General features: G+C 67.2%; 25 protein-coding genes and 12 pseudogenes. 15 read left to right on the forward strand and 22 right to left on the reverse strand.

The genetic code is table 11. The annotated features are described in order from the left end of the window. Positions 1–100: 100 nt before the first annotated feature. A pseudogene (locus tag AB0D12_RS39110) lies at positions 101–280 on the forward strand (SRPBCC family protein); the annotation flags it as partial. A 57-nt stretch (positions 281–337) separates the two neighbouring features. After that, positions 338–533 (forward strand): annotated as a pseudogene (locus AB0D12_RS39115) (hypothetical protein); the annotation flags it as partial. A gap of 233 nt (positions 534–766) precedes the next feature. Here AB0D12_RS39115 and AB0D12_RS39120 read toward each other — a convergent pair. From AB0D12_RS39120 to AB0D12_RS39130, 3 genes and pseudogenes are all read right to left on the reverse strand, one after another. Next, positions 767–1,213, reverse strand: a complete 447-nt coding sequence (locus tag AB0D12_RS39120; protein WP_362694247.1) for an IS110 family transposase — start codon at positions 1,211–1,213, stop codon at positions 767–769. A 5-nt stretch (positions 1,214–1,218) separates the two neighbouring features. Further along, the gene (locus AB0D12_RS39125; protein WP_362694316.1) at positions 1,219–1,392 is read right to left on the reverse strand and encodes a hypothetical protein; all 174 of its coding nucleotides are present in this window, start codon (positions 1,390–1,392) and stop codon (positions 1,219–1,221) included. 198 nt (positions 1,393–1,590) lie between these two features. Beyond that, positions 1,591–1,949 (reverse strand): annotated as a pseudogene (locus AB0D12_RS39130) (transposase); the annotation flags it as partial. On the opposite strand from AB0D12_RS39130, the gene AB0D12_RS39135 reads away from it, so the two are divergent. Then, positions 1,948–2,178 (forward strand): DUF6480 family protein, encoded by a 231-nt coding sequence (locus tag AB0D12_RS39135; protein ID WP_362694250.1) that lies wholly within the window; start codon positions 1,948–1,950, stop codon positions 2,176–2,178. The pseudogene AB0D12_RS39130 and the gene AB0D12_RS39135 overlap by 2 nt on opposite strands. A 216-nt stretch (positions 2,179–2,394) precedes the next feature. Further along, complete coding sequence (locus tag AB0D12_RS39140; protein ID WP_362694253.1) at positions 2,395–2,622, forward strand: DUF5133 domain-containing protein; 228 nt, start codon at positions 2,395–2,397, stop codon at positions 2,620–2,622. Positions 2,623–2,886: 264 nt separating this feature from the next. On the opposite strand, the gene AB0D12_RS39145 is transcribed toward AB0D12_RS39140, so the two are convergent. The 3 genes and pseudogenes from AB0D12_RS39145 to AB0D12_RS39155 form a co-directional block, all read right to left on the reverse strand. Continuing rightward, positions 2,887–4,704 (reverse strand): thiamine pyrophosphate-requiring protein, encoded by a 1,818-nt coding sequence (locus tag AB0D12_RS39145; protein ID WP_362694310.1) that lies wholly within the window; start codon positions 4,702–4,704, stop codon positions 2,887–2,889. 139 nt (positions 4,705–4,843) lie between these two features. After that, positions 4,844–6,163: pseudogene (locus AB0D12_RS39150) on the reverse strand (FAD-binding protein); the annotation flags it as partial. A 206-nt stretch (positions 6,164–6,369) separates the two neighbouring features. Further along, entirely contained in the window at positions 6,370–6,681 is a 312-nt protein-coding gene (locus AB0D12_RS39155; protein WP_362694256.1) for a WhiB family transcriptional regulator, read from the reverse strand. A 234-nt stretch (positions 6,682–6,915) separates the two neighbouring features. Between AB0D12_RS39155 and AB0D12_RS39160 the strand changes: the two genes are divergently transcribed. Continuing rightward, on the forward strand, positions 6,916–7,974 hold the full coding sequence (locus AB0D12_RS39160) for an NAD-dependent epimerase/dehydratase family protein (RefSeq protein WP_362694259.1): 1,059 nt from the start codon (positions 6,916–6,918) through the stop codon (positions 7,972–7,974). Positions 7,975–8,088: 114 nt separating this feature from the next. Then, entirely contained in the window at positions 8,089–8,412 is a 324-nt protein-coding gene (locus AB0D12_RS39165; RefSeq protein ID WP_362694262.1) for a DUF6479 family protein, read from the forward strand. A 287-nt stretch (positions 8,413–8,699) separates the two neighbouring features. Here the strand turns inward: AB0D12_RS39165 and AB0D12_RS39170 are convergent, their stop codons facing one another. Then, positions 8,700–8,882, reverse strand: a complete 183-nt coding sequence (locus AB0D12_RS39170; protein ID WP_362694265.1) for a DUF5133 domain-containing protein — start codon at positions 8,880–8,882, stop codon at positions 8,700–8,702. Between the two features lie 134 nt (positions 8,883–9,016). Between AB0D12_RS39170 and AB0D12_RS39175 the strand changes: the two are divergent. Next, positions 9,017–9,257, forward strand: a pseudogene (locus tag AB0D12_RS39175) (transposase); the annotation flags it as partial. Positions 9,258–9,696: 439 nt separating this feature from the next. Then, positions 9,697–11,383, forward strand: a pseudogene (locus AB0D12_RS39180) (SpoIIE family protein phosphatase). Between the two features lie 343 nt (positions 11,384–11,726). Here AB0D12_RS39180 and AB0D12_RS39185 read toward each other — a convergent pair. After that, positions 11,727–13,310 carry an FMN-binding glutamate synthase family protein gene (locus AB0D12_RS39185; protein WP_362694268.1) on the reverse strand — a complete coding sequence of 528 codons (1,584 nt, stop codon included), beginning with the start codon at positions 13,308–13,310 and terminating at the stop codon, positions 11,727–11,729. Between the two features lie 114 nt (positions 13,311–13,424). Between AB0D12_RS39185 and AB0D12_RS39190 the strand changes: the two are divergent. Further along, positions 13,425–13,634: pseudogene (locus tag AB0D12_RS39190) on the forward strand (nucleotidyltransferase family protein); the annotation flags it as partial. Beyond that, positions 13,634–13,802: pseudogene (locus AB0D12_RS39195) on the forward strand (PhoU domain-containing protein); the annotation flags it as partial. The pseudogenes AB0D12_RS39190 and AB0D12_RS39195, both read left to right, overlap by 1 nt. Positions 13,803–14,041: 239 nt before the next feature. Here the strand turns inward: AB0D12_RS39195 and AB0D12_RS39200 are convergent. Genes AB0D12_RS39200 through AB0D12_RS39235 form a run of 8 tightly spaced genes read right to left on the reverse strand, consistent with a single transcriptional unit; the run spans position 14,042 to position 17,753 of the window. Continuing rightward, positions 14,042–14,446, reverse strand: coding sequence for a gas vesicle protein K (locus AB0D12_RS39200; protein WP_362694271.1), 405 nt, complete (start codon positions 14,444–14,446; stop codon positions 14,042–14,044). Next, entirely contained in the window at positions 14,436–14,675 is a 240-nt protein-coding gene (locus AB0D12_RS39205; RefSeq protein WP_362694274.1) for a gas vesicle protein, read from the reverse strand. The genes AB0D12_RS39200 and AB0D12_RS39205 overlap by 11 nt, the downstream gene beginning before the upstream one ends. Continuing rightward, positions 14,672–15,487, reverse strand: coding sequence for a GvpL/GvpF family gas vesicle protein (locus AB0D12_RS39210; protein WP_362694277.1), 816 nt, complete (start codon positions 15,485–15,487; stop codon positions 14,672–14,674). Before AB0D12_RS39210 ends, AB0D12_RS39205 begins: the two co-directional genes overlap by 4 nt. Further along, positions 15,477–15,875: a gas vesicle protein gene (locus AB0D12_RS39215; protein ID WP_362694280.1), complete on the reverse strand. Its 399-nt coding sequence runs from the start codon at positions 15,873–15,875 to the stop codon at positions 15,477–15,479. The genes AB0D12_RS39210 and AB0D12_RS39215 overlap by 11 nt, the downstream gene beginning before the upstream one ends. A 29-nt stretch (positions 15,876–15,904) precedes the next feature. Beyond that, the gene (locus tag AB0D12_RS39220) at positions 15,905–16,156 is read right to left on the reverse strand and encodes a gas vesicle protein GvpG (protein WP_362694283.1); all 252 of its coding nucleotides are present in this window, start codon (positions 16,154–16,156) and stop codon (positions 15,905–15,907) included. Between the two features lie 10 nt (positions 16,157–16,166). Continuing rightward, positions 16,167–16,880: a GvpL/GvpF family gas vesicle protein gene (locus tag AB0D12_RS39225; protein WP_362694286.1), complete on the reverse strand. Its 714-nt coding sequence runs from the start codon at positions 16,878–16,880 to the stop codon at positions 16,167–16,169. Positions 16,881–16,883: 3 nt separating this feature from the next. Beyond that, positions 16,884–17,375: a gas vesicle protein GvpJ gene (gvpJ, locus tag AB0D12_RS39230; RefSeq protein ID WP_362694289.1), complete on the reverse strand. Its 492-nt coding sequence runs from the start codon at positions 17,373–17,375 to the stop codon at positions 16,884–16,886. A 27-nt stretch (positions 17,376–17,402) separates the two neighbouring features. Continuing rightward, positions 17,403–17,753, reverse strand: a complete 351-nt coding sequence (locus AB0D12_RS39235) for a gas vesicle protein (protein WP_362694292.1) — start codon at positions 17,751–17,753, stop codon at positions 17,403–17,405. Between the two features lie 353 nt (positions 17,754–18,106). Here AB0D12_RS39235 and AB0D12_RS39240 point away from each other — a divergent pair, with 353 nt between their 5' ends. After that, positions 18,107–18,235 (forward strand): hypothetical protein, encoded by a 129-nt coding sequence (locus AB0D12_RS39240; protein WP_362694295.1) that lies wholly within the window; start codon positions 18,107–18,109, stop codon positions 18,233–18,235. 77 nt (positions 18,236–18,312) lie between these two features. Here AB0D12_RS39240 and AB0D12_RS39245 read toward each other — a convergent pair. Next, positions 18,313–19,372 (reverse strand): annotated as a pseudogene (locus AB0D12_RS39245) (alcohol dehydrogenase catalytic domain-containing protein); the annotation flags it as partial. 296 nt (positions 19,373–19,668) lie between these two features. On the opposite strand from AB0D12_RS39245, the gene phoU reads away from it, so the two are divergent. Continuing rightward, a complete protein-coding gene (phoU, locus tag AB0D12_RS39250; RefSeq protein WP_362694298.1) occupies positions 19,669–20,340 on the forward strand; it encodes a phosphate signaling complex protein PhoU in 672 nt (223 codons plus the stop codon). Here phoU and AB0D12_RS39255 read toward each other — a convergent pair. Then, complete coding sequence (locus tag AB0D12_RS39255) at positions 20,291–20,479, reverse strand: hypothetical protein (protein WP_362694301.1); 189 nt, start codon at positions 20,477–20,479, stop codon at positions 20,291–20,293. The genes phoU and AB0D12_RS39255 overlap by 50 nt on opposite strands. Positions 20,480–21,013: 534 nt before the next feature. On the opposite strand from AB0D12_RS39255, the pseudogene AB0D12_RS39260 reads away from it, so the two are divergent. Then, positions 21,014–21,292, forward strand: a pseudogene (locus AB0D12_RS39260) (STAS domain-containing protein); the annotation flags it as partial. Between the two features lie 180 nt (positions 21,293–21,472). Here AB0D12_RS39260 and AB0D12_RS39265 read toward each other — a convergent pair. The 3 genes from AB0D12_RS39265 to AB0D12_RS39275 all read right to left on the reverse strand — a co-directional run bounded on the left by AB0D12_RS39265 (position 21,473) and on the right by AB0D12_RS39275 (position 22,781). Further along, a complete protein-coding gene (locus AB0D12_RS39265) occupies positions 21,473–21,712 on the reverse strand; it encodes an ANTAR domain-containing protein (RefSeq protein WP_362694313.1) in 240 nt (79 codons plus the stop codon). Beyond that, positions 21,709–22,125 (reverse strand): CBS domain-containing protein, encoded by a 417-nt coding sequence (locus AB0D12_RS39270; RefSeq protein ID WP_362694304.1) that lies wholly within the window; start codon positions 22,123–22,125, stop codon positions 21,709–21,711. Before AB0D12_RS39270 ends, AB0D12_RS39265 begins: the two co-directional genes overlap by 4 nt. 380 nt (positions 22,126–22,505) lie before the next feature. Continuing rightward, entirely contained in the window at positions 22,506–22,781 is a 276-nt protein-coding gene (locus AB0D12_RS39275) for a hypothetical protein (protein WP_362694307.1), read from the reverse strand. 717 nt (positions 22,782–23,498) lie between these two features. Between AB0D12_RS39275 and mihF the strand changes: the two are divergent. Together mihF and AB0D12_RS39285 are read left to right on the forward strand one after the other, a co-directional pair. Further along, positions 23,499–23,812 (forward strand): annotated as a pseudogene (mihF, locus tag AB0D12_RS39280) (integration host factor, actinobacterial type). A gap of 572 nt (positions 23,813–24,384) precedes the next feature. Next, entirely contained in the window at positions 24,385–24,804 is a 420-nt protein-coding gene (locus AB0D12_RS39285; protein WP_362692825.1) for a CBS domain-containing protein, read from the forward strand. A gap of 145 nt (positions 24,805–24,949) precedes the next feature. Here AB0D12_RS39285 and AB0D12_RS39290 read toward each other — a convergent pair. Next, a pseudogene (locus tag AB0D12_RS39290) lies at positions 24,950–25,332 on the reverse strand (ATP-binding protein). Positions 25,333–25,609: the final 277 nt, after the last annotated feature.

A 25,609-nucleotide genomic window follows, 5' to 3' on the forward strand; every position in this document is an offset into this window, starting at 1 on the left:
TCCTGCACACCTACAACCACCACCGCTGCCACACCGCACTCGAAGGCCAGCCACCCATCAGCCGCGTGAACAACGCTCCAGGTCAATACACCTAGGCGACTACACGGGCTGGCTTCAGGTCGTCGGCATGGGCGGCGGAGCCAGCGAGGTGACAGTGCACCTGTCATTCTTCGACGCCTCACACGACCCAGGCGAGCAGGCCGTCCGTGAGGCCCTCGACACCAGCCTTCAGCGTCTTGAGGAGCAGGTGCGGCTGCGCATCGACAACGCGGCCGGGTGACCGGCAGGGGAAACCGACTCCCGGAGCACGGAGACGACCACGAGCGACGACAGCACGGCGGACGACGTATGCCAGCCCACCGTCAGTACGAGGAGCAAGAAGAGGACGCGGCGCCACTGGACCTCGAGGATGCGGTGGACGAGCGCAACTACGACGACGTGCTGGATGAGGGTTACGCGCCACCGGAGAAGCCGCTTGGCGTCGGCAAGGTGGGCACCACGCGGAGGAGCAGCACGACGGCGAAACCCTCGACCACTGGCCCAAGAACTGCCCGATGGCTGAAGGACTCGCGGATCATGGAGGCCATGGACTCCGTCGAATTCCATGTCCCGGTCGGGACTACCAGCCGCAGTCGGATATCCCGTCGCTGCAGAAGGTGACGCGGCCGGACTTCCCGAACTTCGACATGAGCACCCCTGACCAGTACCGGGCCGACCTGTTCCAGCGGGACTTCACCAAACGTGAAGAAGAACAACCTGCCCGCTTTCAACATGATGGGGCTGCCGAGCGACCACACCGAAGGAACCACCCCGGGTGTTCCCTAGTCACACAGTCGCCGACAACGAGGGGTTGCTTCCGGGGTGCGTGATTCGTAGAAGGTTCCGTCTCGGAGCATGGCGAACAGGACGCTGACGCGGTGGCGGGCGAGCCGGAGGAGGGCTTGGGCGTGGGTCTTGCCGCGGCTCGTTGGCGGTCGTAGTAGCTGCGGGAGGCCGGGTCGTGCAGGGCGGCGAACGCGGAGAGGAACATGGCCCGTTTCAGGAGCCGGTTGCCTGTTCTGGGGGCGGGTTCGCTGTGGATGGACGATCCGGAAGATTTCGTGGCGGGGGCCAGGCCGGCATAGGAGGCCAGGTGGGCGGCGGTGGGAAAGCTGCTGTCGTCGCCGATGGTGACCAACAGGGTGGCGGCGGTCCTGACACCGACTCCGGGCATCGACGTCAGGACCTGGGAAAGAGGGTGCGACTCCTCCAGAGCGCGTCGTTGTTCGTGGGCGGGGCCGCGAGCGAGCGGGCCAGCCAGGGCTCAACCACGCCCAGGGTGCTGGTGCCCGGGACGGCGACGGTCTGTTCGACGAGGGCGTCGAAGATGTCGCCGACCAGAAGCTCGGCCATGCGCGGGGCCTTGGGGCGTATCAAGCTCATGAGCCGTCGGCGTCCGGCGTTGCGCAGGGCAGCCGACGAGCCGAAGCGCTCGAGGAGGTGAGTGACGGCCGGGTGGTCCGGGCGTGGGCCGAGGACGCGTTCGAGGCTGGGGTGGAACTGGGTGAGCAGGCCGCCCAGCCGGTTGCTGGTGCGGGTGGCCTCGGCTGCGAGGTCCTGGTCGAAGCCGGTCAGTACGGTCAGCTGAGCCGCGGTTTCGTCGGCGAGTTCGAGGGCGCGCAGGGTGTGGGCATGGTGCGGGCGGCGTCTGCGATCACGTGGGCGTCGCGGGTGTCGGTCTTGGCTTCGCCGGGGTAGAGGTCGGCGATCCGGCGCATCGCCAGTCCGGGCAGGTAGGCCACCTCGCAGCCGGCGTCACGGGCCACCGCGAGCGGCAGGGCTCCGATCGAGGCGGCTGGTCCACGATGACCAGCACGCGGCCGAACTTCCAGCCTGAGGTGACGCCGAAAAGTCGCATATTTTATCGGATGTTCGGTTTGGGCGGTTGGTGACGGGTACTCGCCGCTCATGAGCGCACATACACCCGATCCCGACCCACGCACCACCCCTGGTCTCGACCCGGGAGGCTCCGTTCCCCCCGGCGAGACCCCGCCAGCGGAAGCAAGCACGGCCTCCGGGGCAGGCCCCCGCGACGAGCCACCGCGCGGCTGGGCCAAGGGCCCACTCATCGTGATCCTCGCCGTCGTGGGCCTTGTCGCGGCTTTCTTTCTCGCCTATGCGCTGATCCTCCTCTTCTGAACCGGCTATTGGGCGCACATGCCCATGACTCGTGCACGGCAGCGCTTCCGCCGAGATCATTCAAATGAACTCTGAAGGGCATTGGCTCCCGGCCCGCCGCCGGGGGCTTTCCAATGACCGCACGATCCGCAGGGCGGGGCATGGAAATGCAGGGTTCGGAGAGCAGGTGCAGTATCGGATGCAGGAGGGCGTTCGTGGTGTGAAAGGAGACCGGTCATGCTGTTGGCGCACCCTGCGGTCCTGAAGAATCTGATCGAGCAGTACGAGACGCTGAGGGTGCTGCACGCCGAAGTCGGCAGCCTCGAGGTGCGGCAGCGGATGGACGACATCGCCTACACCCTGTGCGTGTCCACTGGCACCAACGACGTGGATGCGGCGCTCATTGCCGCCCGTTTTCACCTGCCCGGGGCCCGCCCGGAAGACGACTCGAGACTCGCTGACTGACAGTGGCCCTGGCAAACGGCCTCCGAGGAGCGGGCTCTGGTCACTTCACGCGTTGGCTGCGACAAGGTGCGGGCTGGTGATCCGGGCAACGGGGTGACGACGACCCGGTGCAGGTCCAGGAGTCGGTGGAAGTGGTCCAGGCTGTCGTCGATTCCAGGCGAGTGTGCCGTCACCTTCCGGCTGGTCGGTGGGGGACGGTGAATACCGCTGGCTCGACGCGATCGACTGGCTGCTCTGCCGAACCAGGTGGATCGATGGCGCTCATCAGTGGTCGGCCTCGGTACCTGGCCGGTCGTGGCGGTGGCGGCGACCGGGGAGCATTTCCTGCATCTTGGCCTTGAATCCCTGCTTGATCACGGCGGCGCGGTCGCTGTCGCCCTTGAGGATCGCGGTTGCTGCCGCTTCGATCTGGTCGAGCGAGGCATGGGGTGGAATCGGCGGGACAGCAGGGTCGGTGCGGAAGTCGATCACGAACGGGCGGCTGGCGGCGAGGGCCTGTTCCCAGGCGTCCTGGACCTGGTCGGGCTTTTCCACCCGCACTCCGTGAAGTCCGAGGCGTTCGGCGATCTCTGCGTAGGGCAGGTCAGGGATGTGCTGCGACTCCTCGAACTGCGGGGCACCGGACATGGCCCGCATTTCCCAGGTGACCTGATTGAGGTCGCCGTTGTTGAGTACGGCCACGATCAGGCGGGGATCTTCCCACTCGTGAAAGTACTTCGCCGCGGTGACCATCTCCATCATGCCGTTCATCTGCATCGCCCCGTCCCCGACCAGGGCGATGGCAGGACGGTCGGGATGAGTGAACTTCGCTCCGATGGCGTAAGGAACGCCCGGACCCATAGTCGCGAGAGTGCCGGACAGGGAGCCACGCATGTGTCCCCGCAGCCGCACGTGCCGGGCGTACCAGTTGGCGGCCGACCCCGAGTCGGCGGTGATGATTGCGTTGTCCGGCAGCAGTTTGTCGAGCGTGTGGACCACGTACTCGGGGTTGATGGGGTCGGCGTCCACCGCAGCACGCCGTTGCATGACGTCCCACCAGCGGGCGACGTTCAGCTCGACCTCGTCCCGCCACGCCCGGTTCTGCTTGCGCTGCAGGCGCGGCAGCAGCCTCTTCAAGGTTTCGCGTGCGTCGCCGACGAGGTTCACCTCAAACGGGTAACGAAGCCCGATCATGTGCGGATCGATGTCGATCTGCACAGCTCGCGCCTGATCGAGCTCCGGCATGAACTGTGTGTAGGGAAAGCTGGAGCCGATCATCAGCAGGGTGTCGCAGCCCTGCATCAGTTCATACGAGGGGCGCGTGCCCAGCAGCCCGATGGCGCCCGTGACATAGGGCAGGTCATCGGGCAGGACGTCCTTTCCGAGTAGAGCCTTCGCCACGCCGGCGCCCAGGGTGTCAGCCAGCAGTTCGACTTCGGCCCGTGCTCCGCGGGTGCCTTGGCCGATGAGGATCGCGACCCTTTCCCCGTCGTTGAGCACCTGCGCTGCCCGCTCGATGTCCTCGTCGACGGGCACGGGTGCGTAGCGTCCGACACCCATGCTGGAGGGGACCATTTTGAAGGCGTGGGTCGGGGGTGAGTAATCCAGCTCTTGCACGTCGGCGGGGATGACGACGGCCGTGACGGTGCGCCGGGCGTAGGCGGTGCGCATTGCGCGGTCGATCACGTTCGGCAGCTGCTCCGGTACGGTCACCATTTCGCAGAAGTCGGATGCCACGTCCTTGTACAGGCTGAGCAGGTCGACTTCCTGCTGGTAGGAGCCGCCCATGGCGCTGCGGTTGGTCTGTCCAACGATGGCGACGACGGGCACATGGTCGAGTTTTGCGTCGTACAGGCCGTTCAGCAGGTGAATGGCTCCAGGGCCCGATGTGGCGGCACACACACCGACCTTGCCGGAGAACTTGGCGTATCCGACAGCCTGGAACGCCGACATCTCTTCGTGGCGTGCCTGGATGAACTTCGGCCGGTTGCCGGCGCGGCCCCAGGCGGCAAGCAGGCCGTTGATACCGTCGCCAGCATAGGCAAACACATGCTCTACGTCCCATTCGCGCAGCCGCTGCAGGATGTAGTCGGAGACCTTCATGGACATGAGCGGTGGTCCTTTCTCGGGATGGAGCACAGGGAGCACAGGCCGGGCTGCTGCTCATCTGGCGGGGGCCGAGCCCGAGTCTGGCCGCGACACCGGCCGACACGAGACGTCCGTCACGGGCTGATGCCCGAAGCCGGTCCGTAAGCCTTTCCGGATGGTCTCGGGGCAGCGGGCCGTCCAAACGGAGGGAGAGCGCCTCGGCCAGGTGGATCGCCCGGCGGCCGGTTCGGCCCGCTTCGATCTGAGTCCGGCAGCTGAAGCCGTCCGCGATCACGAGGGCATCCGGCGCCGTGTTCCGTACTGCGGGCAGCACACCTTGCTCGGCGATGTCCATGGACAAGGCGTGGTGCCCGCGTTCGAATCCGAAGTTGCCCGCGAGTCCGCAGCATCCGGCATCGAGAACATCGGCATCGATGCCGCAGCGGCGCATCAACTCGCGGTCTGCGTCGTACTTCAGGACGGCAGGCTGGTGGCAGTGGGTCTGCACCGTTGCGACCCGGCCCAGCGCGGGAGCCTGCCAGTGGGGAGCTTCGTTGACCAGCAACTCGGATAGCGTCCGGAACTGAGCGGCCAGCCGCTTGACGTGCTGGTCCTCAGGGAACAGTTCCGGCGCGTCCGCGCGGAAGAAGGCGGTGCATGACCGTTCTGGCCCCACGACGGGGGTACCGGCCTCGAGCCACGGGCGAAGGACAGTGCGGCCCAGGACCTTCGTCGCGGTGGCGAGCTGCCCCGTGGAAATCCATGTCAGGCCGCAGCACACGGCCTGGGACGGTACGGCAATCCGGAATCCGGCATCCTCCAGCACACGGACAGCAGCCCTGGCCACCGCGGGGTGGAAAGTGTTGCTGAAGGTGTCCGGCCACAACACGACCGTGTGGGGGTCTGCCGGGTCCGGTTCGGGAAGGCCCCGAGCCTGCCACCACTGGACGAAGGACCTCTCAGCGGTGAGGATTTCCAGGCGCCGGACGTTGTCCGCTGTCTTCCCGTATGCCTGGGCCGACGCCCCGCACGAGTTGTTCCCGATCATCCCGCCCAGCGAACAGTGACTGTGCGTCGAGGGCTTCGGACCGAACATGAGCCCGTGTGCGGACAGTTGGCGATTCAACTCGTCCAGCACGATTCCTGGCTCAACCACACACCTGCGGCCAGCCACATCGACGGAAACCAAACGGTGACAGTACTTCGTCCAGTCGATGACCACGGCCTCGTTGGTGCACTGCCCGGCGAGACTGGTGCCCCCGCCACGCGAGAGCACCGGCGCACCGAACTCGGCGCACAATGCCAAGGCCGCCACACCGGCCTCGACGGTACGCGGCAACACCACCCCAATAGGCACATGCCTGTAGTTGGACCCATCCGTTGAATACGCCCCGCGGCTCCCGGCATCGAAGCGCACCTCACCGTCCACACGTATCCGCAGCGCCCTCTCGGGGCCCGTCCCGCGTTTCCGCACTGGCGCGCTCCCTCACTCTCGATTCATTCCGAAGAAGTGCCCTGAGGTGTTTCGAAGGCCCTCTGCCGTGCCGAAGCAGGACCTTTCAGTTGCACGACTTCCCCGCCCGGCCTCTCCCATTGCGGTCGTCCTGCACAACATCACCAAATTTGACCTTCCCTGCACCTTGCGCCGGGAGAACGGCACACTGATCCATGCAGGGGTTCTCAGGCCGCACGAGAAGCGTGAGCATGCAGTTCCCGGTGGGCGGGACCGAGCAGAGCCCGGCGCTCCTCCTCGCCCATCCCGCCCCAGACGCCGAACTTCTCCCGCGTCTCGAGGGAGTGACGCAGACAGGCGCTACGCACCGGGCATCGGACACAGATGCGTTTGGCGTGTTCCTCCCGCACCGCCCGTGCGTCACCACGCTCGTTGGGCGGGTGGAAGAACAGACTGCTGTCAGCGCCACGGCAGGCGGCATGCAACTGCCAGTCCCAGTGGTGGTGGAGCGCGCCGGGCAGACGCGACACGTCCGTCATCGGACCGTTCCTTTCCTTGGGTGCCGTGGCCGGGTACCCAGCGAAGGGCTCAGTACGCAGAGGGCGGCAAGCCGAACGAGTCGGTCATGCGAGGCTCAGCGTCGGCGCCGAGATGCCCAAGGAACTCAAGGACACTCGGGTTCGGTCCGGACGGCCACAAACGGCGCATACCAGACGGCACCTCGGGTACCCGCATGGCTGCCAGGAAAAACCTCCGGTGGAAAGGCGGCTGACATGACCCGCACAGCATCGAGCGGCACAGAGGCCGGCGGGCTCCGGGCAGTGGTCGTGGGCGCGACCGGCAACGTCGGGACGAGCGTGGTCCAGGCCCTCTCAGGGCATCCCGGCGTGGCGTCGGTCCTCGGTGTCGCCCGCAGAATCCCCGGCTGGCACCCCGATGGAACGGACTGGGTGGCCGCGGACGTCGATCCCGGAGGTCCCGATCTCGTAGCCCACTTCGTCGGCGCGGACGTCGTGGTCCATCTGGCGTGGAAGTTCCAGCCCACGCACGACCCCGTGACGACATGGCGAACGAACGTTCTGGGCAGCATCCGCGTCTTCGAGGCGGCTGCGGAAGCCGGAGTGCCGGCGCTGATCCATGCCTCGTCGGTCGGCGCCTACTCCCCGGGTCCGAAGGATCAGCCCGTGGACGAGGGCTGGCCCACCCACGGCTGGCCGCAGGCTGCCTACTGCCGTGAGAAGGCTTATCTCGAACGCTATCTGGACGCGTACGAACACCGGCATGCCGCCATGCGGGTGGTCCGTATGCGTCCGGGCTTCCTCTTCAAGCGGGAGTCGGCGTCCCAGCAGCGCCGGATCTTCGCGGGACGGCTGCTGCCAGCGCGGTTGGTACGTCCCTCCCTGGTCCCCGCTGTCCCCGATCTCCCGGGGCTGACCTTCCAGGCTCTGCACACCGACGACGCCGCGGCCGCCTACCGCGAGGCTGTCGCCCGCCCCGTCCATGGCGCGTTCAATCTTGCCGCGGACCCGCCGCTGGACGCAGTCGGGCTCGCCCGGATCCTCGAGGCACGGCCGCTGCGGGTTCCCCTGCCGCCGGTGCGGGCAGCACTCTCCGCGGCCTGGCGGCTGCGTCTGGTGCCCGCATCGCCGGACCTGTTGGATGCGGTGCTGCGCCTACCGCTGATGGACAGCTCCCGCGCCCGCTCCGAGCTGGACTGGCAGCCGCGGTATACGGCCCTTGAGGCGGTCCAGGAGTTCCTGGACGGGCTCCGCACCCATGCGGGCATGGACACCGCACCGCTCGCACCGGAACACGCCCGGACGGCCGCCTGAACTCTTTACGCGGTCAGTGGCAGGACCGCTCTCCCGGGCGCTTGAGGACAGGACATTGCGGCGGATGGACCCAGCAGCATTTCAGATGCTCGAACACGGCGAAGGATATGAAACGTGATCATCAGCAGCCAGCCCCTCTTTTCGCACGCAGCGAGTAATCCGGTCCTGGGCGGTATCGGGCCGCTGATTATCGGCATCATGATCGTGGCCGTACTCGTCGGCGTGATTCCGTGGGCCATCAGGCGCCGTAAGGCGCAACGGCCACGCCCGCGGCCCGAGGATCAGCCGACCCCACCCCCACACCGTGCGCACATTGAGCACAACCGCGAGCCGGACGGCGCAGTCTTTCCCGACGATGGTTCACGCCTGACGCCGCACGAGCTCAAGCCCCACAGCAGTCGACCGGGATCCGGGCAACGGCGCGAGCACGACGAATAGGGCGGGCACTTCGGCAACGGATTGCTCGGCGGTTGAGTGGTTCACCGCATTTCGCTTCCCGCCTTTGCCCGGCGTTGCACCACACGGCGGTTTAACCCGGCCGTGGTGCCCGCCCCGTACAGGCCCTGGCCGACGTCACCGGTTGAGGAGGCGCGAGATGCCTGACGTTCACGGAGAGACAGCTCAGCTTCCTCCCGGCGGGCACAAGACTCCATGGCCTGCAGGTTTCGGCGGAGGGCGGCATTTCAGCGGCAGAGGGGCTGCTCTCGTCTCATGGCCTCGGCCATTTACCGATGGGCGACAAACAGTGCTGTGTTCAGCTGGCGGGTGCCGGTGATCACGCACAGTGGGTAGATCGCGTTCTCAAGCTGGCGGACGGTCTCGGCGCTGCCGCCAGCGGCCAGGCGGTGCCTGAGCGTTTCACATCGTTCGACCAGCTCCCGCAGGAGCGAATGGTGCGCCCGGATCATGCCCAGTCCCGCGCGGGCATCTTCCTCTGGTACGGCCGGGGATCCAAACGAAAAGCACTTTCGCGTTTCCGCCCCAACAGTCGCCGTACTCAAACGAAACGGCGAGGCTAGGCGACTTCGGCGTCAACGCCACCTGGCTCGAACTCAGCCTCGCCGCGATCGACCTGCTCGCCTGGACCCGTGTCCTCCTCCTGGACGGGGAGCTGGCCACCGCCGAGCCGAAGAAACTCCGCTACCGGTTACTGCACGTCGCCGCCCGCCTCACCCGCGGCGGACGACGCCTCCACCTGCGAATATCGGCGACCTGGCCCTGGAGACACGAACTGGCCACGGCCTTCCAACCGCCTCGCCGCACTGCCCCGACCCGCCAGCTGACCGGCAAACCCCTGACCGTCCACGACCCGAAGGACCTGGAGAACCCGACCACCGCGCCGGGACTCCGACCTGCCCAAGGACCGAAATGGCGTCGGCCATCCAACAGTTGGCGATCAGCGACGCCGCCTCAGCCCAACCGAAACGGCGAGGCTAGGCCAGTAGGGCCGCGCCAGCGGCTTTGAGTGATGGGACGAGGACGTTCCGTTCTTGCCGGGATCCGGTAACGGGCGTGGTCCGAGCCTTCCAGAATGGGTCGCTCTTCGTATCCGTGTATCTGGGTTTAGATACATTCCCCTCGGCAGCCACGCGTATGGGACCCTGCCCCCACCGTGGGGCTGCGCGTGTTGGTGGTGCGGTGGTAAACCAGAGAGGAAGAGCCAGAGCGAGGGGGGCATGTGGCCATCACTGCACCGGATCCCGGAGGAGCCCCGCTTTGGGAGTGTCAGACCGGGGCCTGGCTCAGCCGGGCGCGATATTCGAAGGCATCACGGCAGCGGCCTTCGCGGTGGATGACAAGGGCGTCATCGTCGCGGCCAACGGGCGATCCGAGAGGCTGTTCCAAAGGGCAGCGGACGAGCTCGTGGGCCAGGACGCTCACGATCTGCTGCACTGTGACAGGCACGGGCACCCCCTGCCCCGCACCCGCTGCGGACTGAGGATGGCCCTCCTCACGCACAGCACCAGGCATTGCGACTTGGACTGGTTCATCCGCGGTGACGACACCGTGCTCGGCCTGTCCTGGCTTATCACGCCCTATGATCTCGGCGCCGGAACCTCGGGCGCCCTGGTACTGCTCTACCAGGAACCGGCAGAAGCCCACCAGCGCCATGCGGAGCCTTCCACGAGGATTACGGAACTCGAGCGACTCGCCCTGCTCGCAGAAACCACTACGCAGCTCACCTCCACGCTGGATGTGGACGAGGCGCTGCATCGCCTGGCTGCACTGACCGTGCCGCGGCTTGCGGACTGGGCGGTCGTTGAACCTGATTACCGAGGTCGACGAGGTCAGGCGTGCGCTGGTCATGCACCATGAGCAAGGCGTTCTGGTCGCGCGTGAGGACCTGCAAGGTCCTATGCCTCCGGTGCCGCAGGAGTCGCCGATGCCCTTGTCGCGGGCCTTGCGAGGTGCGGCCTCGACCATCGCCAGTGCGTCCACATATCACGGGCCACCGGACTCCGGAATCGCCGTCGAGCAGCAACGGCTCTTCACGGAGACGGATATGCATTCTGCCGCCATCGCCCCGATCCGTGGACTGCGCGAAGTGCTCGGTGCACTGACCCTGGGCCGCTCGAACCGCCCCGACCCCTTCACCGCCTCTGATCTGCCGCTCCTGGAAGACCTCACCCGGCGGGCGGGCCTGGCCTTGGACAATGCACGCCTCTACCAGCGGCAGCGCAAGGTCGCCGAGACCATGCAGCGGCACTTGCTGCCTCAGATGCCCGCCGTGCCGGGGCTGGAGATGACAGCCCGGTACGTGCCCGCTCCGCACGCCTCCCAGGTCGGTGGCGACTGGTACGACGCCTTTTCGCTGAATGACGGCGCGACCGCACTGGCGATCGGCGATGTCGTGGGCCATGACCTCGATGCCGCAGGCGGTATGGCGCAGATCCGCAACATGCTGCGTGCCTTTGTCTGGACGCATCCAGACTCGCCCTGTACCGCGGTCACTTGCCTTGACCAAGCCGTCATGCACATCGCCCAGGAGCCGATGGCCACCATGGTCTTGGCTCGGCTCACCAGGGGTGGCAACGGATTGTGGAAGCTGCACTGGACCAATGCCGGCCATCCGCCGCCGCTGCTGGTCACCGACGACGGCCGGGCGCGATTCCTGACAGGCGGGCACGGCATGCTGATCGGCACGGGCGGCACGAGTTCCCGAACGGATGCCGTCCTCACTCTGCCGCCCCAGTCCACCCTCGTCCTCTACACCGACGGACTGATCGAATCGCGCCGCCACACCCTCGACGACGGCATGGACAGGCTCCGCAGGCACGCCGCCTCCCTGGCCCGCCGTCCATTGGACTCCTTCAGCGACTCCCTGCTGGTTCAAGCCCGCCCCGACGACAACGACGACGACGTCGCCTTCCTGGCTCTTCGTACGCCGGCCTCCGCCCACGCGGGCTGAGGTTTCCCGCACCTGTGCGACGAGACCCTCGGTGTGTACCGGATTGCCGTTTTTTCTCCCGTCACGTTGAGATCCCCGTGGGCCAGGAGTGCTCGGCAGGAGCTCTCGCCTTTGGCGACGTGGCAGTGCTGGCGGAGTCCGCTATGAGGGCCTATGGACGGCGGTAGCTCGAAACCGCAGGCGTAGGAGCAACCGAAGTCCTGGGGGATGCGATGAGTGCCCAGCCTCAAAACTCGTGCCTTCTCGGTGCTGAGCCTTGTGGCTCCTCGCGTCTCACGCGGGGCTTGGCGAAGCGGTCTCGCGCAGGAGGCGCGGGCCGGTGAGTGCATGGGAATTCTCCGGGTCACACGGTGAAGCGGTCGGGGTCGGCGGCGTGCCAGTCTGCCGCCCACGACGCAGGCGGTTCGGCGTGCAGCTGGTGGGGAGCCAGCCACTCGTAGAGTTCCTCGTAGGAGCGCTCGGTGTGCGGATCGATGCGCCGGTGGAGCATGTGGGGACGCAGCTGTGAGGGATCGGTGATCCCTATGGACGCCATGATCTCCAGCGCGCTGGCGACGGACGCCTCCTGGAAGCGTTGGACGCGGGCCGTCTTGTCGTCGATGTCGAGGGCGCGGGCACGCCGCGGGTCCTGGGTGGCGACCCCGCTGGGGCAGGTGTTGGTGTGGCACCGCTGCGCCTGGATGCAGCCCAGCGCGAACATCATTGCCCGCGCGGAGTTGCCGTAATCGGCGCCCTGCACCAGACGTTTGACCAGGTCCGTGCCCGTGGCGATCTTGCCGCTCGCGCCGATCCTGATACGGCCGCGCAGGCCCGCGCCGACAAGCGCGTTGTGCACGGTGAGCAGTCCTTCTGTCAGCGGCGTGCCGACGTGGTCGGCGAACTCCAACGGGGCCGCGCCGGTGCCGCCTTCGGCTCCGTCCACGATGATGAAGTCCGGGGCCGTGCCCTCGTCCAGCATCGCTTTGCACACGGCGAGGAACTGCCGGCGTGAGCCCACGCAGAGTTTGAAGCCCGCAGGCTTGCCACCGGACAACTCCCGCATCCGGGCGATGAAGCGGATGAGCTCGCGCGGGGTTGAGAATACGCGGTGGTACGGGGGCGAAATCACCGTCTCTCCCCGGGGCACGTCCCGGACCCGCGCTATCTCGGAGTTGACCTTCGTTCCCGGCAACACCCCGCCGGTGCCGGGCTTGGCGCCCTGGGAGATCTTCAGCGACACGCACTTCACGTGATCGTGTGCGGCCTTGTCGGCGAACTCCGCGAGGTCGAATTCGCCGTCCCGGGTCCGGCAGCCGAAGTAGCCGGTGCCGACCTCCCAGACGAGGTCCCCGCCGGGCCGCAGGTGGTACTCCGACAAGCCGCCCTCTCCGGTGTCGTGGGCGAAATGCCCTGCCGCAGCACCGCCGTTGAGGGCGAGGATCGCGTTCGATGAGAGCGAGCCGAAGCTCATAGCCGACACGTTCAGCAGAGCTATGTCGTACGGCCGACTGCAGTCGGGTCCGCCGATCCGCACCCGCGGTGGCGTCTTTGGCACCGGGCAGGGCGCCATGGACGGGATCAGGAACTCGTAGCCGGGTCGGTCGACGTCCCGTTCGGTGCCGTAGGGCTGCTCGGCGTCGGTGCCCTTGGCCCGCTCGTAGACGATGCTGCGCACGTCCCGGTCGAAGGGGCGTCCGTCGAAGTTCCGTTCGATGAAGTACTGCTGGAGTTCGGGGCGGATCCGCTCCAGGAGGAACCGCGCGTGTCCGATGACGGGGTAGTTCCGCAGCACCGAGTGCCGACGCTGCAGCAGGTCCCAGGTCCCCAGCAGACCCAGCAGGGTGAGCGGGACGGCGGCGAACCACCACCCCGGCGAATCCCCTCCCGCTGCGACGGCCCCCGCCAGTGCTGCGGCCCATGTGAGTACCACCAGTCCGATACGTGTCACCCCAGGCTGGTTACCCGCCAGACTCCTTCCATGTCTCTCAGTCCTCCCAAGAGACGTCAAGGATCCACGACCCAGCCAAGTCGAAGGCGTGAGCCGCGCCCCAACTTCGGCGACTTGCCTGCCGAGGTTGAGATCCGCAACGAAGCTCGAGTCCACCTCTAGTACGAGCAGAAGTTCGGGGTCGCATGTGCTCCGCATGGGTCCACAGAGTCGGCCATCGACTGCTTCGCTGCGACCACCTGCTGCCTGGGGGTGCGGCTGGAGCCCGAGAGCCGATGGCGGGTCTATGCACCGCACGGTCTTTCCGATGTGTTCAACCTTGTTTGCTGGCGCGGCAGCAGCCGGTCGTCACGGATCTGCGCCTCGTGGTCACCTCGCTGCGCATGAGCGCGGATCTGGAGCGCTGTGGTGACCTGGCTCTGCACGTGGCCAAGCTGGCCCGGCTTCGCCATCCCGAACATGCCCGTGCCACGTGATCTGCGGCGCACCATTTTTCGCGCCACCAGTTCGGCCGACCCGGATGCCGCGATCAGAAGTGTCGGGAACTGTGGCGCGCCGGCTCAACGACTACGAACCCTTGCTCCAGGCCAGGCGCTCGGCTGGGGTTTCCAGCCGAGCGTCTTGCGTAGGCGGCTGTTGAGCTCAGCGGCCACGCGGTGCTCACGGCTGTGCACGGACAGATCGGTGCCCTGGGTCCAGGACGAGGCTGAGGAGCAATGACTGCTGGGCCATCAGTCGGATTTCGGCAGCAATGTGCCCAGGGGGCCGAGGTCCAGATTGAGGTCCTCCATGGTCAGTCCGTACTGCGCACACAGGTCGGTCATTCGGTCGTGCAGTACCAGGAGTGTCGCACCCAGGCGTTCCTCCTGGTCTTCGGTGAGGTCTCCCTGGTCGACACGGTGCAGGGCCTGGCGCTCCATGAGCTGGCGCAATAGCTCGACCAGAGTGAGGACCAGCTTGATCAGGTCCCGTTCCACGGTGTCAGGGTCGGCACTGATCCGTCGTGCCGGGTTTTGCGGGGTCTGGCCCGGCGGCGGGAGGTCCCGTGGCGCGGCGGGGAGCAGACGGAAGGCGCGCGCGGCCGCTTCTGCGACCTCTTCGAGGCGGCGTGCTGGTCCACCTGCCTCAGCCGTCATGGCTGTCTCGCGGTGAAGTCGTCGCTACCCAGGGGGAGGGATTCTGCGTTCCTACGGAGACGATCAGGGCTCGCAGCGAAATGCGCACGAGGTCGATGTCGGCGATGGACAGAACCAAATCGCCGGTGAGGACGACTCCGCCGCTGAGTAGGCGGTCGAGCAGGTCGATGAGTGCGACCTGTCGGTTCGGCAGGGGCTCCAACGCAGATGGCCGGTCGGGTTCAGTCATGGGCTTGCGCCTTCTGCCGCGTCGGGAGATCCGGCAGGCATGGCGAAGGAGTACGGTGCCCAGGGGCCCGTGACGTCGATCCTGACCCCTTGGAGTCCGTCGGCGGCGTGTGCCGCCTCGGCACGGAACTCCTCGCTACGGTCCCGGGGTACCAGGTACGCGTCGTTGAGGACGTTCTCCCCCGGGGCGCCGGCGAGTGCGCCTTGCTGGATCCGGTGGCGGGCCCGGCCGGCGGCGTGCCTGTGCCCCGCCGCCTCCACCCGCTCAGCGGCCTGCTGGGCCGCCCTGTAGATGCTGTCCCGGGCACTCTGCTGTCCCCTGCGGTTACTGAGATACGCGCGCCCGGGGGTGAGGCCCGCCGCCGGAGCGTTGTCGGGCGCGGGGGGCGCCATGGACGGTTCGACGTATATCTTGACCCCCCATTCGACATGCTCGGCCAGGCGTGCCAGACGTTCCGCGAATGCGGCTCGGCCGCTTTCCAGGACGTCCCGCGCCCTGTTTTCGTCGAGGTAGACCGTGGCAAGGCGTAGCGGAAGGACCGTGGTGCATGTGGCCAGGGCCTCGATCACGCCGTGGTGAGCGCGGGCGATCGCCTCCAGCCACTCCAGGTCCTCGAGATGTCGTTTGAGCGCGTCCTCCTGGAAGTCCGGCGCAGGCACGGGGCTCACCACGAGCACCTGTTCGTCGTCGTGGGCGTCGGCCACGAGATGGACCGGGGCCTCGGCCACACCAACAAGAGCGCCCGAGATTTCCTCCAGTCCGGCGGTGTTGCGCGCCACGGCGTACGCGTAGGTGACAAGGTCACTCATCATGGGCGCTCCCTCGGCGGCGGTCTGTCCGGGGCTCTTCCTCACCTTCGGGCAGCGCCCCGCCCTGTCGCAGCGCATCGATCTCGGCCCGCAGCTGTCGGTTCTCCTCGGCAAGCGACCGCTCGTCTCTGCTCCGGGAGGAAAGGGAGGGATCGTGCTCCCACCAGTCGATGCCCATTTCCTTCGCCTTGTCGACCGAAGCGACGAGGAGACGGAGCTTGATGGTCAACAGCTCGATGTCGAGCAGATTGATCTGGATGTCGCCCGCGATGACGATGCCTTTGTCGAGTACCCGCTCAAGGATGTCGGCAAGGTTGGCGGAGGAGCCCTGCCCGTAGGGCGCCGCTCTGGAAGGGTAGGAGCCAATTCGGTTGGCCAGAGGTTCAGTCACGGTGATGGCCTCGGTTCCCTCGTGCCGGATCAGGGCTGGCGGCCCTGCTCGAAGACTCTGATCTCCTCCAGCCGGTCCAGTAGTTCGTCCTCGCGCCGTTCGAACGTCTCCTCGTCGATGTCCCCCGCGAGAAGTTGCCGCTCAAGCTCGGCGAGTTCGCGCTGTACCGGCGCCGGGTCGTAGTACTCGTTCTCGGCCGCCTCCACGACGCGTTCCACCACCCAGGAAACGCCGCGTACCGGTGCCAGAGGGAGGGTGACAAGCTGCGTGAACAGGCCCATGGTGTTTCCTTCAGACGAAGCTGTAGGGGGGAAGGGGGCCGTTGAGCCGGAATTCGAAGTCTTCGCCCATCTGATTGGCGACGCTCAACTCCGTGGTGAGGAATAGCTCGTCCTGGTCGTGGGTCACCAGGAAGGAGACATTGAGGAAGTCCGAGCCGGTTGGCTGGGAGGACTGATGGTCCCGGGCGAACGGGCGGAGTGCCTCGAGCACACCTGAGCCCAGAGCGGCCTGTCGCGCCTGTACCTCTTGGGCAACCAGCTCACCGAGCGCAAGAGACGCATCGCGGCTCGCGGTACTGCTGCGTACCACATTGTTGAGCTCCCGAGCCGTGCTCGACTCCTGGAGGATCTGGCGTAGCAGAGCCTCCTCATCCTGCGAGACTTTCAGGTTGTACTCCACGCATCCCTCCAGCGCCTGAAGCCTGTCCATGTACTCCTCGGCGCGCTCTTCGAGGGCAAGCCGGACGGCTTCGTCGTCCGCTGCCGTAAGGCCGAATCTCAGCGGCAGCACGGTGCCGTCCGCCATGAGGCGGACCTGGACCGCCTGGTGCGCGCCGATGTCGCGGCGTTTGGGACGCAGATCGTCCGGAGCGTCACTGACCACCGCGCACAGCGGTCCGTCGGTCACTGTCCGCAAGGGGGCCGGCGGCTCTCCGACACCGCCGAGGCCGTCGAGGCGGAGCGGGTGCTGCTTGCCGGTGATGGAGTAGATGTATACGGGCATGGCTCATTCCTTCTTGCGGGGCGAACTCCCCTCCCGTCGCGGGACCCGTCGGGAGGGTCGCCGCCGCCGCTCCACGGCTTCCTTTTGCCTGGCGTCGCCTTCGTCATCGCCCTCCCCCTCGTCACCGCTCTCACGGTCTGCGACGCCCTTGACGGAGTCAGTGACCGCTTCCACGGCGCCGGTGAGGGCGCCCTTGGACTTGCCCTTGGCTCCGCTCTCCACCGAATCACCGACGAGATCGGTCAGCTGGGCCGGTGATTTGCTCCCGGCCTCAAGATCGAGTCGGTTGCACGCTTCGGCGAAACGCAAATAGGTGTCGACGCTGGCCACGACTATGCGTGCGTCGATCTTCAGGAGTTCGATCCCCACCAACGACACGCGGACAAAGACATCAATGACCAGTCCACGATCAAGAATGAGTTCCAGGACGTCATAGAGGTTGCCGGTACCCCCGCCTCTGGAAATACTGCCTCCGCTTTGCGGCACCACCGTCATGGTGCCTCCCTTCACCAGCAGTGGCTCTCAGCCCCGCCGGTCGATCTGTCCACGGGTGTAGCGATGCGTCCTCTCATAGGCCACCAAATCGCCCTCCTTGTCGAGCTTCACTCGGTAGCTGGCCATCACGCTGGTGGTTTCGGGGATGCGCTCCAGTTCCAGGACCTCCACGTGGGCCTCCCACCCGTCGTCCGTCGGTTTCAGAGCCGAGACCGACTCGGGGGCCCGCCCGAGCAACTCTTTCAGCTGCTCGGCCGCGGAACGCATAACCCAGGCCACTTTGTCCCCGCCCGGACGGCGCGAGGGGTCGTTGGCGCCGACTCGGCCGGCGCTGCGGCTACTGCTGGACCGCCGCTTGGCGGGTTCTGGTGCGGCCATGTTCTCTCCGCCGATCGGAGCACGCGTTTATACCAAGCGCAAATCTATATTTCATCATATAGAGACTTATTCTGATAGGGGTGGAGAGGTGCGCACGGCCTGGTGAGCAGAGGCTGCGTCGGGGGCGCGAAGTGGTCGGTGGCGTCCCGCCTCTCGCTGGGCAGGGGGCGCAGGCCCGGCGCTCGGCGCCGCCCCTCCGTTCCCGAAGGGACCGGTTCTCGATGACAGGACCAGGATCCCTCCCGCGGCCGCGTAGGTGGGCGGCCCGTTGAGTCGGCACGGAGCGCGGTGCCGGTGTTGCCACCGGTCCAAGCGCACGCGTCGCCGTGCCGCCGAACGCGACTCGGAGCTCCGTGCCCAGCGGGCGATCCAGCGCAAGCTCGACGCGCATCGCCGCGGCGCTCCTCGAAGCGCAGGAGGGCGCGCCGGGGAAGGCCCATGACGATCTGCGAGCCGCAATTCAGCTGGACGAGGAGATCTGACGGCAGAAGTGTGCGCGAGCTGCCTCATGACGCTGGTCGCCAGTTGTGACGTGGGCCCAAAGGCTCGGCGGCTCGCGTCACGGCTTCAGCAAAGTCTTGATCATGCCGTTCTCCTTGGCCTGAAAGGCCTTGTAGGCCTGCGGCCCGTCCTCCAAAGGCAGCTTGTGCGTAGCAAAGTTCTCCACGCCCAAGGGGCCTTGGTTGTTCAGGAGCGGAAGGATGTCGTCCACCCGGTTCCTGACGTTGGCCTGGCCCAACCGCAGCTGGATCTGCTTGTCGAACAGGGTCAGCATGGGGAGAGGGTCGGCGGAGCCGCCATACACGCCGACCACCGAGATTGTGCCTCCCCGCCGCACCAGTTCAATTGCGGTGTACAGGGCACTGAGGCGATCAATCCCGGCATGTTCCATCAGCCGTTGGGCCACAGCGTCGGGTAGCAGACCAAGTGCCCAGTGCGCGGCCTTGGCGACCGGCGCGCCGTGAGCTTCCATGCCGACTGCATCGGTGACCGCGTCCGTACCGCGTCCATCCGTCATCCCTTGGACGATCTCCGTCAGGTCCTTCAGGTTCTTGTCCTGACTGCGCAGGTCGAGCGTTTTGACCCCTCGGGCGCTCGCGCGTTCGAGCCGTTCCGGTACGAGGTCGACACCGATGACCAGCCGCGCACCGCGATGGAGGGCAATGCGGGCAGCCATTTCGCCGATCGGCCCGAGGCCGAGGACAGTGAGTGTGCCATCGGGAGGAATCCCGGCATATTCGACCGCCTGCCAGGCGGTAGGCAGTACGTCCGAGAGATAGACGTAACGCCGGGCGGGCCGTGGGGAACTTTGATGGGCAGCGTGTCGCCGAACGGCACACGCAGGAGTTCGGCCAGGCCGCCTGGCACCTGCCCGTACAGCTTGGTGTAGCCGAAGAGTGAGTGCCCATGCCGCGTTCCTTGACTTGCGTGGTCTCGCACTGGGACTGAAGTCGCTGGTTGCACATGTAGCAGTCCCCGCAGGAGATATTGAAGGGAACAACTACCCGGTCGCCGACGCTGAGCGATGCGACGCCGGCGCCGACCTCTTCGACGATGCCCATAGGCTCATGCCCGAGGATGTCGCCGGGATCGAGGTACGGACCCATCACCTCGTAGAGCGCTTTCCACCCGTTTGTGTGAGGAGGGTCGTAGGGGTGGCTGCCGGCGACCAGAGCGGTTCGGGTGGTGCTCGTTTTCGCCAACTCCCCTGTGACTTGTGTCAGGCGCTCGCTGCGCACCAGGCCAGCCGCGCGCCCCGTCAGGCGTGACCCATACGCCGAAGGCCAGCAGACAGGCGATGACGTGTTTGGAGTGCCTCGGTATGAGGGCAGTGGGCGGCTGCTGAGGTGTGCGCCGTGTGCGTTTCCGGCACCCGGTGGAGACTGGCTGAGGTGGGACTGGAGGGTGAGGATCTATGCGGGCGGCTTATCACGAGGAGCTGGCGTCGATCAGGGACGGCCTGGTGGAAATGGCACACCTGGCCGGTTCTGCCATGGTCCGGGCCACTGGCGCTCTGCTGGATGCGGATCTGCAGCTCGCGGAGAGTGTGATCTCGGCCGATGTCCAGGTCGATGCTCTGCAGCGGGCTCTGGAGCACCGGGCGATCGCGGTGCTGGCGCGGCAGCAGCCGGTCGCCACGGATCTGCGCCTCGTGGTCACCTCGCTGCGCATGAGCGCGGATCTGGAGCGCTGTGGTGATCTGGCTCTGCACGTGGCCAAGCTGGCCCGGCTTCGCCATCCCGAACATGCCGTGCCACGTGATCTGCGGCGCACCATTTTGGAGATGGGCCAGCTTGCGCAGCGTCTGATGGCGCAGGCCGCCGAAGTGCTCGTCACCCAGGACGTCGACGCTGCGCTGCAGCTGGAGAAGGACGACGACCGTATGGACGAGCTGCACCGCATGATCTTTCAGCACCTGATGGACGACCGGTGGGAGCATGGGGTGGAGACGGCCGTGGACGTGGCGTTGGTCGGCCGTTATTACGAGCGTTTCGCCGACCATGCCGTCTCGGTGGCCCGCCGCGTGGTCTACCTGGTCACGGGCGAGTACGCGGACCATGCCGCTGGTCCGGCCGCGCCTGCGTGATCACGCCGGGCCCCTGGACAGGCAGCGGTCCCATCTCTGTCACCAGCAGACCCAGCATCCGGAAACGAGTAAACAGGCCGAACATATGCGCCTCGTTGACCACTGGGCGGTAGAACACCGTCTGCTCGGCGATGGTCACGGTGTCAGCGCTCCAGATCCGCGCAGTCCTGTCTGTGTTGGGCTGGTAGGTCCGGCTCACGGATTGTTCGGGCGTGCCTCGCCGAAAGGGGCCGGCCGGGTGCCGGCGGGCCTGAGCCGCCCGGGCCATATCCGGCGGTGGCGAGATCCACGGCCCTGGACCGCCCTGGCCGTTCTGTCCGATCCTTAATCTCGGCACCCCGATCCCCGGCTCCGACCCCGAGCTGCGCGAGTGCCGACGACATCGCGGACGCAGCGGCGACTTTCGCGCTGCCCTTGCCCGCGATCGCCTGGGCCGGGAAGCAGAAGCCGCTGCCCGGAGGACACCGGAGGACGCTCGTGGGCGGCAGCCGAGCGAACTCGCCACACCCTTGGCAACCTCTGCCGTCGCGGCCCTGACCTGCCGGCGGCAGAGCTGCGCAGGGGCGGAGATTGAAGGTTGCCGTAGTGGAAAGGCTGGTTTCCATGAACAGCTCCTCGCAGGCAAGGTGCAGGCGGTTGCGCGTGTGCAGCATGGCGGCGAAGGGGCCGCACGACGGTGCCGGTTGCGGGTGAGGTGGACTACCTGACCTCGCCCCGGCTGGGTGATGAGCTGGAGGGCGCTGTCGCCAGCGGCGTTGAACGTGTCGATGTGGACTTGCGCGAGGTGTCGTTCTGCGACTGTTCGGGGCTGAGTGTGGTGCTCGATGCCTGCGAGCAGGCCCGCGCGGCGGGGGTGTCCTTCGGTGTGTCCGGACCGGTCGCGCCGGTTGTCGAGCGGTTGTTCCAGGCCACCGGGGTGGAGCAGGTGCTGCCCGTGCGGACGGCTGCCTGAGCAAGGGCGCGCGCTCAGTCGAGCTGCGCGGCCGCCGACTTCTTCGCCCTGCCCGGGCAGGGGCCGCTGCCGATCAGCCGTCCCGGGCCGCGGCGCGGTTAACTCACTGGGTTTCGGGCCTCGGTTGCTCGCGCAGGGCTTGCTGTAGCTCTGCCGGATGTCGGCGGCCAGGTCACCGGTCTACGCCCAGGTGATGACGAGTTCGGCGACGTGCCGCAGCTTGATGTTGGTGTGCTGGGAAACCTGCTGCAGCACCGCCCAGCCCTGCCCCGCGTCCATATGACCCGTGGCGATGAGTGTGCCGATCGCCTGGTCGATCAGCGCGAATGCCGTGACAGCCGCGCTCGTGATACCGCTGCCGGTGATGGTCTGCGCCCAGGACGGGGAGGCAAGGGCCTGGCAATGGAGTACTGAGGTCAGTCGGTGGACAGGGTCTGGAGGAGGTCGCCGACCTTCGGGTCCGGCAGGGCGCGGGCGACGTCGGCCTGGGCGACCATGCCAACCAGGTCGTGTCCGTCGATGACCGGCAGCCGGCGCACCTTGTGCTGGGTCATCGTCCGCAGGATCTCTTCTGCGTCGTCGTCGGCGCCGATCGTGACTGCCTCGCCCTGCGCCAGCTCGCCGGCCGTGACGGAGGAGGGGTCCTTGCCGGCGCCGAGGACCTTCACCACGATGTCGCGGTCGGTGAGCATGCCTTTGAGCCTGTTGTCGGTGCCGCAGATGGGCAGCGCGCCGACCCCGAGCTGCTTCATCTTCTTCGCCGCTTCCAGAACGCTCTCGTCCGCGCCGATACATTCGGCGCCCTCGGTCATGATTTCTCGTGCGGTGGTCATCGTCTTCTCTCCTTGTCTCTGCTCCTGATCCGGCCGGCGGCCGGAGGCACCACGCTCTGGTGAGGCAATGTCAGCTCTTGCCGCGGCCGGTCAGCAGGTCCCGGGCTCGGTCCACCAGGCCCGCGCCGGGGGTTCATGGCGAGTAACCGGTCAGGTCCCTCGGAAACCAACGTGGCCGCGGGATCCGTCAACCCTCACAACGATTCCGAAGCCGCCACGCACAGGAGACCTCGACCCGGCGTGTCAGATGGAGCATTCCGCCGAGGCTCAGAGAGCGGAAGCAGCTCTGACAGCAGCTGCTGTTGCTGTACTTCGCTGCTGTACCGCCCTCCGCCGTCCGCCGACACGGGCGGGCGGCAGGGCTCCTCTCGTTGTTTCCCTTATCCGGCTTCTCGTTCCCCGTGAATGTCGTGCACGCTCGCGGTGAGGGTGCCGTCTTGTTGCTCGTAGTGGGAGAGGGCGAGTCCGAGGCCGAAGAAGGTGGGGGCCCATTCGCCGACGAAGATCCCCCACCGGTCGGCGCGGGCGACACCAGCGCCGGGTTCGGCGTTGAGGCTGGTCGCCCAGGTGGCGATGGACAGGCCTATGGACACGAAGGCGGCCATGTAGGCGTGTTCGCTGCGGATGCCTTTCTCGTGCAGCATTTGCATGATCATGAGGTGCTCCGTTCGAGTCGCGGACGTCTTATGACGAACTGCCCCAAATTGGGGTGGCTATGCAGCCTGCTCGCCGAAAATGCGACCTGCCTGAACCGCTCGCAGGTTGGGGGTGGGGCTGTCGCGGAAGTGCCCCGCCCGCCGCCGTCCTCGCATGCCCCTGAGGGCCGGCGCGTTCCGGACCAGACCGCACGGTCGGAACGATGGCATCCAGCTTGTCGGACTGCATCATGACTTCGTAGACCAGGCCGGGAGCGGAACGCCTGGTCGTGCGTGAGCTTGATGATCACCGGTTCTTCGCACACGCGGTCGCGGTACGCGAAGTTCGGTGGAGTCCTAATGGCCCAGTCTGCGCCGGCGCAAGGGGCCCTGGAGCACCAGTTGGAAGATGAAGAACCAGAAGGCTGGGCGACGTCATGAAGGGGTCTGGCCCCCTTTCGGCACGCCCCTCGTGGGTGTCTCGGTACCGGAGCCGCTGAGGCTGTGGCTGCGCGCATAGAGGGTGGACTGCGGCGGAGGGCCGCAGAGCAGGCCGAGGCCCGTGACGCTGACACTGACAGTCAAGCCCACCAGCTACCCAATGCGGATCCAGCCGGCCATTGGGGGTAGACGGACGCCGGGTCGCCAGGTCGTCGGCCGTGCTCCTTGTCGCGGTCCCGGAGGCGTGCCCCCTCAGCCGGTTCCCCATCCGCTAACCGATTCGAACCACCCACAGTCATGGCTCTGCCCGCACTGACCGCCGAGGCCCGCGCCGAGGCGCTGAAGAAGGCGGTAGCTGTCCGCAAGGAGCGCGGTGAATTGATGGCGGCGTCAAGGCGGGAGAGCTGCCGCTCGTGACCCTGCTCGCCCGCGAGGATGCGGTGGTCGGCAAGATCCGCGTGCGCCGCCTTCTCGAATCGCTGCCCGGCATCGGCTCGGTCCGCGCCGGCCAACTCCTCGCCGGCCTCGGCATCTCCGAAAGCCGCCCCGTCCAGGGCCTCGGCGCCGCCCAGCGCACCCGGCTCCTCGCGCTCTTCCCGCCCCAGAGCTGACCGGCGAGCACCCCTGTCGGCCTATTGGACACACCGGGACGGGGGGATCGACCGCTGCACGATCACTGCGCCGGGCTCCGGCTTCGGGCGTCGGCTGCCACTGCGGCGGCGTGACACGTCGGCGGGTGGGGTTAGCGGGCGGGGTGCGCCAGGACGTCCGACGTTGCGGCAGTCCTATCGAACGCGGCTGCTGCCTGCTCTCGGCGCTCGCGGAGCACCGCGAGGTATCGCTCTGTCAACCGGACTGCCTCCCAGGGCGGTGGGCCGCCCCCATCAAGACACACAGGGTGTAGGCGTACGCCAGAATGCCCCGGCCGCCGGGCAGGGATCTGTAGTGTCCGCCGGGCACGGGAGCGGTGGCTCCCCTCGTTCTCTCCCGTGCTGAAGGCCCCGTCTCCCTCCATCGGGAGCGGGGCCCGGCTCCTTCCTCCGCTCGCCGCGGCACTTCGTGCTGGGCTCCTCTTGCTGAGTCCGGGATTCATACCGGAACGCGTGGATTGCGTGGTGGGGGTACATGAACCGGTGGGCTCGCTCGCGCGGGCTGGATTGCCTTGCCCTACGAAGGAGGAGCGATGGCTCAGCAGGTTCGCGAGATCATGACGGGTACTCCTGCGGCGGTGGGACCGCAGACGTCGGTGGCCGAGGTGGCCCGGCGAATGCGTGAGGAAGACATCGGAGCGGTCCTGGTCGTCGAGGACGATCAGCTGCGCGGTCTGGTCACCGACCGGGACCTGGTGGTGCGGGTCCTGGCCGAGGGCAAGAGCGTCGAGGCCACCACCGTGTCGGAGGCATGCAGCGCCGACCTGGCCGCCGTTTCCCCCGACGACGAAATTGACCGCGCGGTGCAGCTGATGAGGGAACAAGCGGTGCGCCGGCTGCCGGTCGTCGAAAACGGGCACCCGGTGGGCATCGTCTCCCTCGGAGACCTGGCCATCGAGCGCGACCCCGGCTCCGCTCTGGGCGACATCAGCTCGGCCGAACCCAACCAGTGAAACGCCACAGCGCCGGTGCGGGACCCGGCTTCGACTGCTGACACGTTTCGCCCCAGTCACCAAGGGCACCCGCGGGGTGCGGCTGAGCGGCCGCGGTGGGATGAGGGACAAGCACGGCTGAGACGGCGGCGGCGGCGCCTTGGCGCTACCGGGCGAGGAGGGCGCTTACGGTCTTGCCGCCGGATGGCCGCGGGTCACCGCGGTGGCGCGGGCAAGGCGGTTGACCATGGGCCAGCCGAAGCCTCCGGTGCCGCCGTTCAGGTCGGGGGTGCGCATGCGCGGGGTCTGCGGGCTGCGATCATGCGCGGCCACCTCGATGCTGTCCGGGTGCGCGGTCAGCTCCAGGGTGCCGCCGCCGTGGCGCAGGGCGTTGGTGACGAGCTCCGAGACGACCAGGACCACGGTGTCGGCAGCCTCGGCTGCGATTGGTTGTACGAGACCTTCGAGGAAATCCCGGGCGCTCTCGCGTGCGCCGGCGACGGATGTTGCGGAGCGGACGGTTGCGACGCTGACGCTCATCGTGTCCATCAGGTCACCTCGGTCTCTGTCGTCAATGCCCGGTCCAGTCTGCCCGGGCTTCTGCCCCGGCCTGCGGCTCGTTAAGCCGTCGGCAGTGACGGCCTTGCGCCCGCTCTTGTCGCTGTTCGAGGTCGATTACCTCACTGCCGAACTCGCGGAAATCTATGTCGGCCGGAGTAGACATTGGGCGCTGGTGTGGTTATGGTTTCTCTCGTAGCCCAGAGAGACAGCAGGGCCTGGCAGAGACGAACTGCCGGGCAGCAGTACCCGCAGTTGCAGTTCGCAG

It is taken from the genome of Streptomyces sp. NPDC048479 (genome assembly GCF_040651435.1).
Classification (GTDB): domain Bacteria; phylum Actinomycetota; class Actinomycetes; order Streptomycetales; family Streptomycetaceae; genus Streptomyces.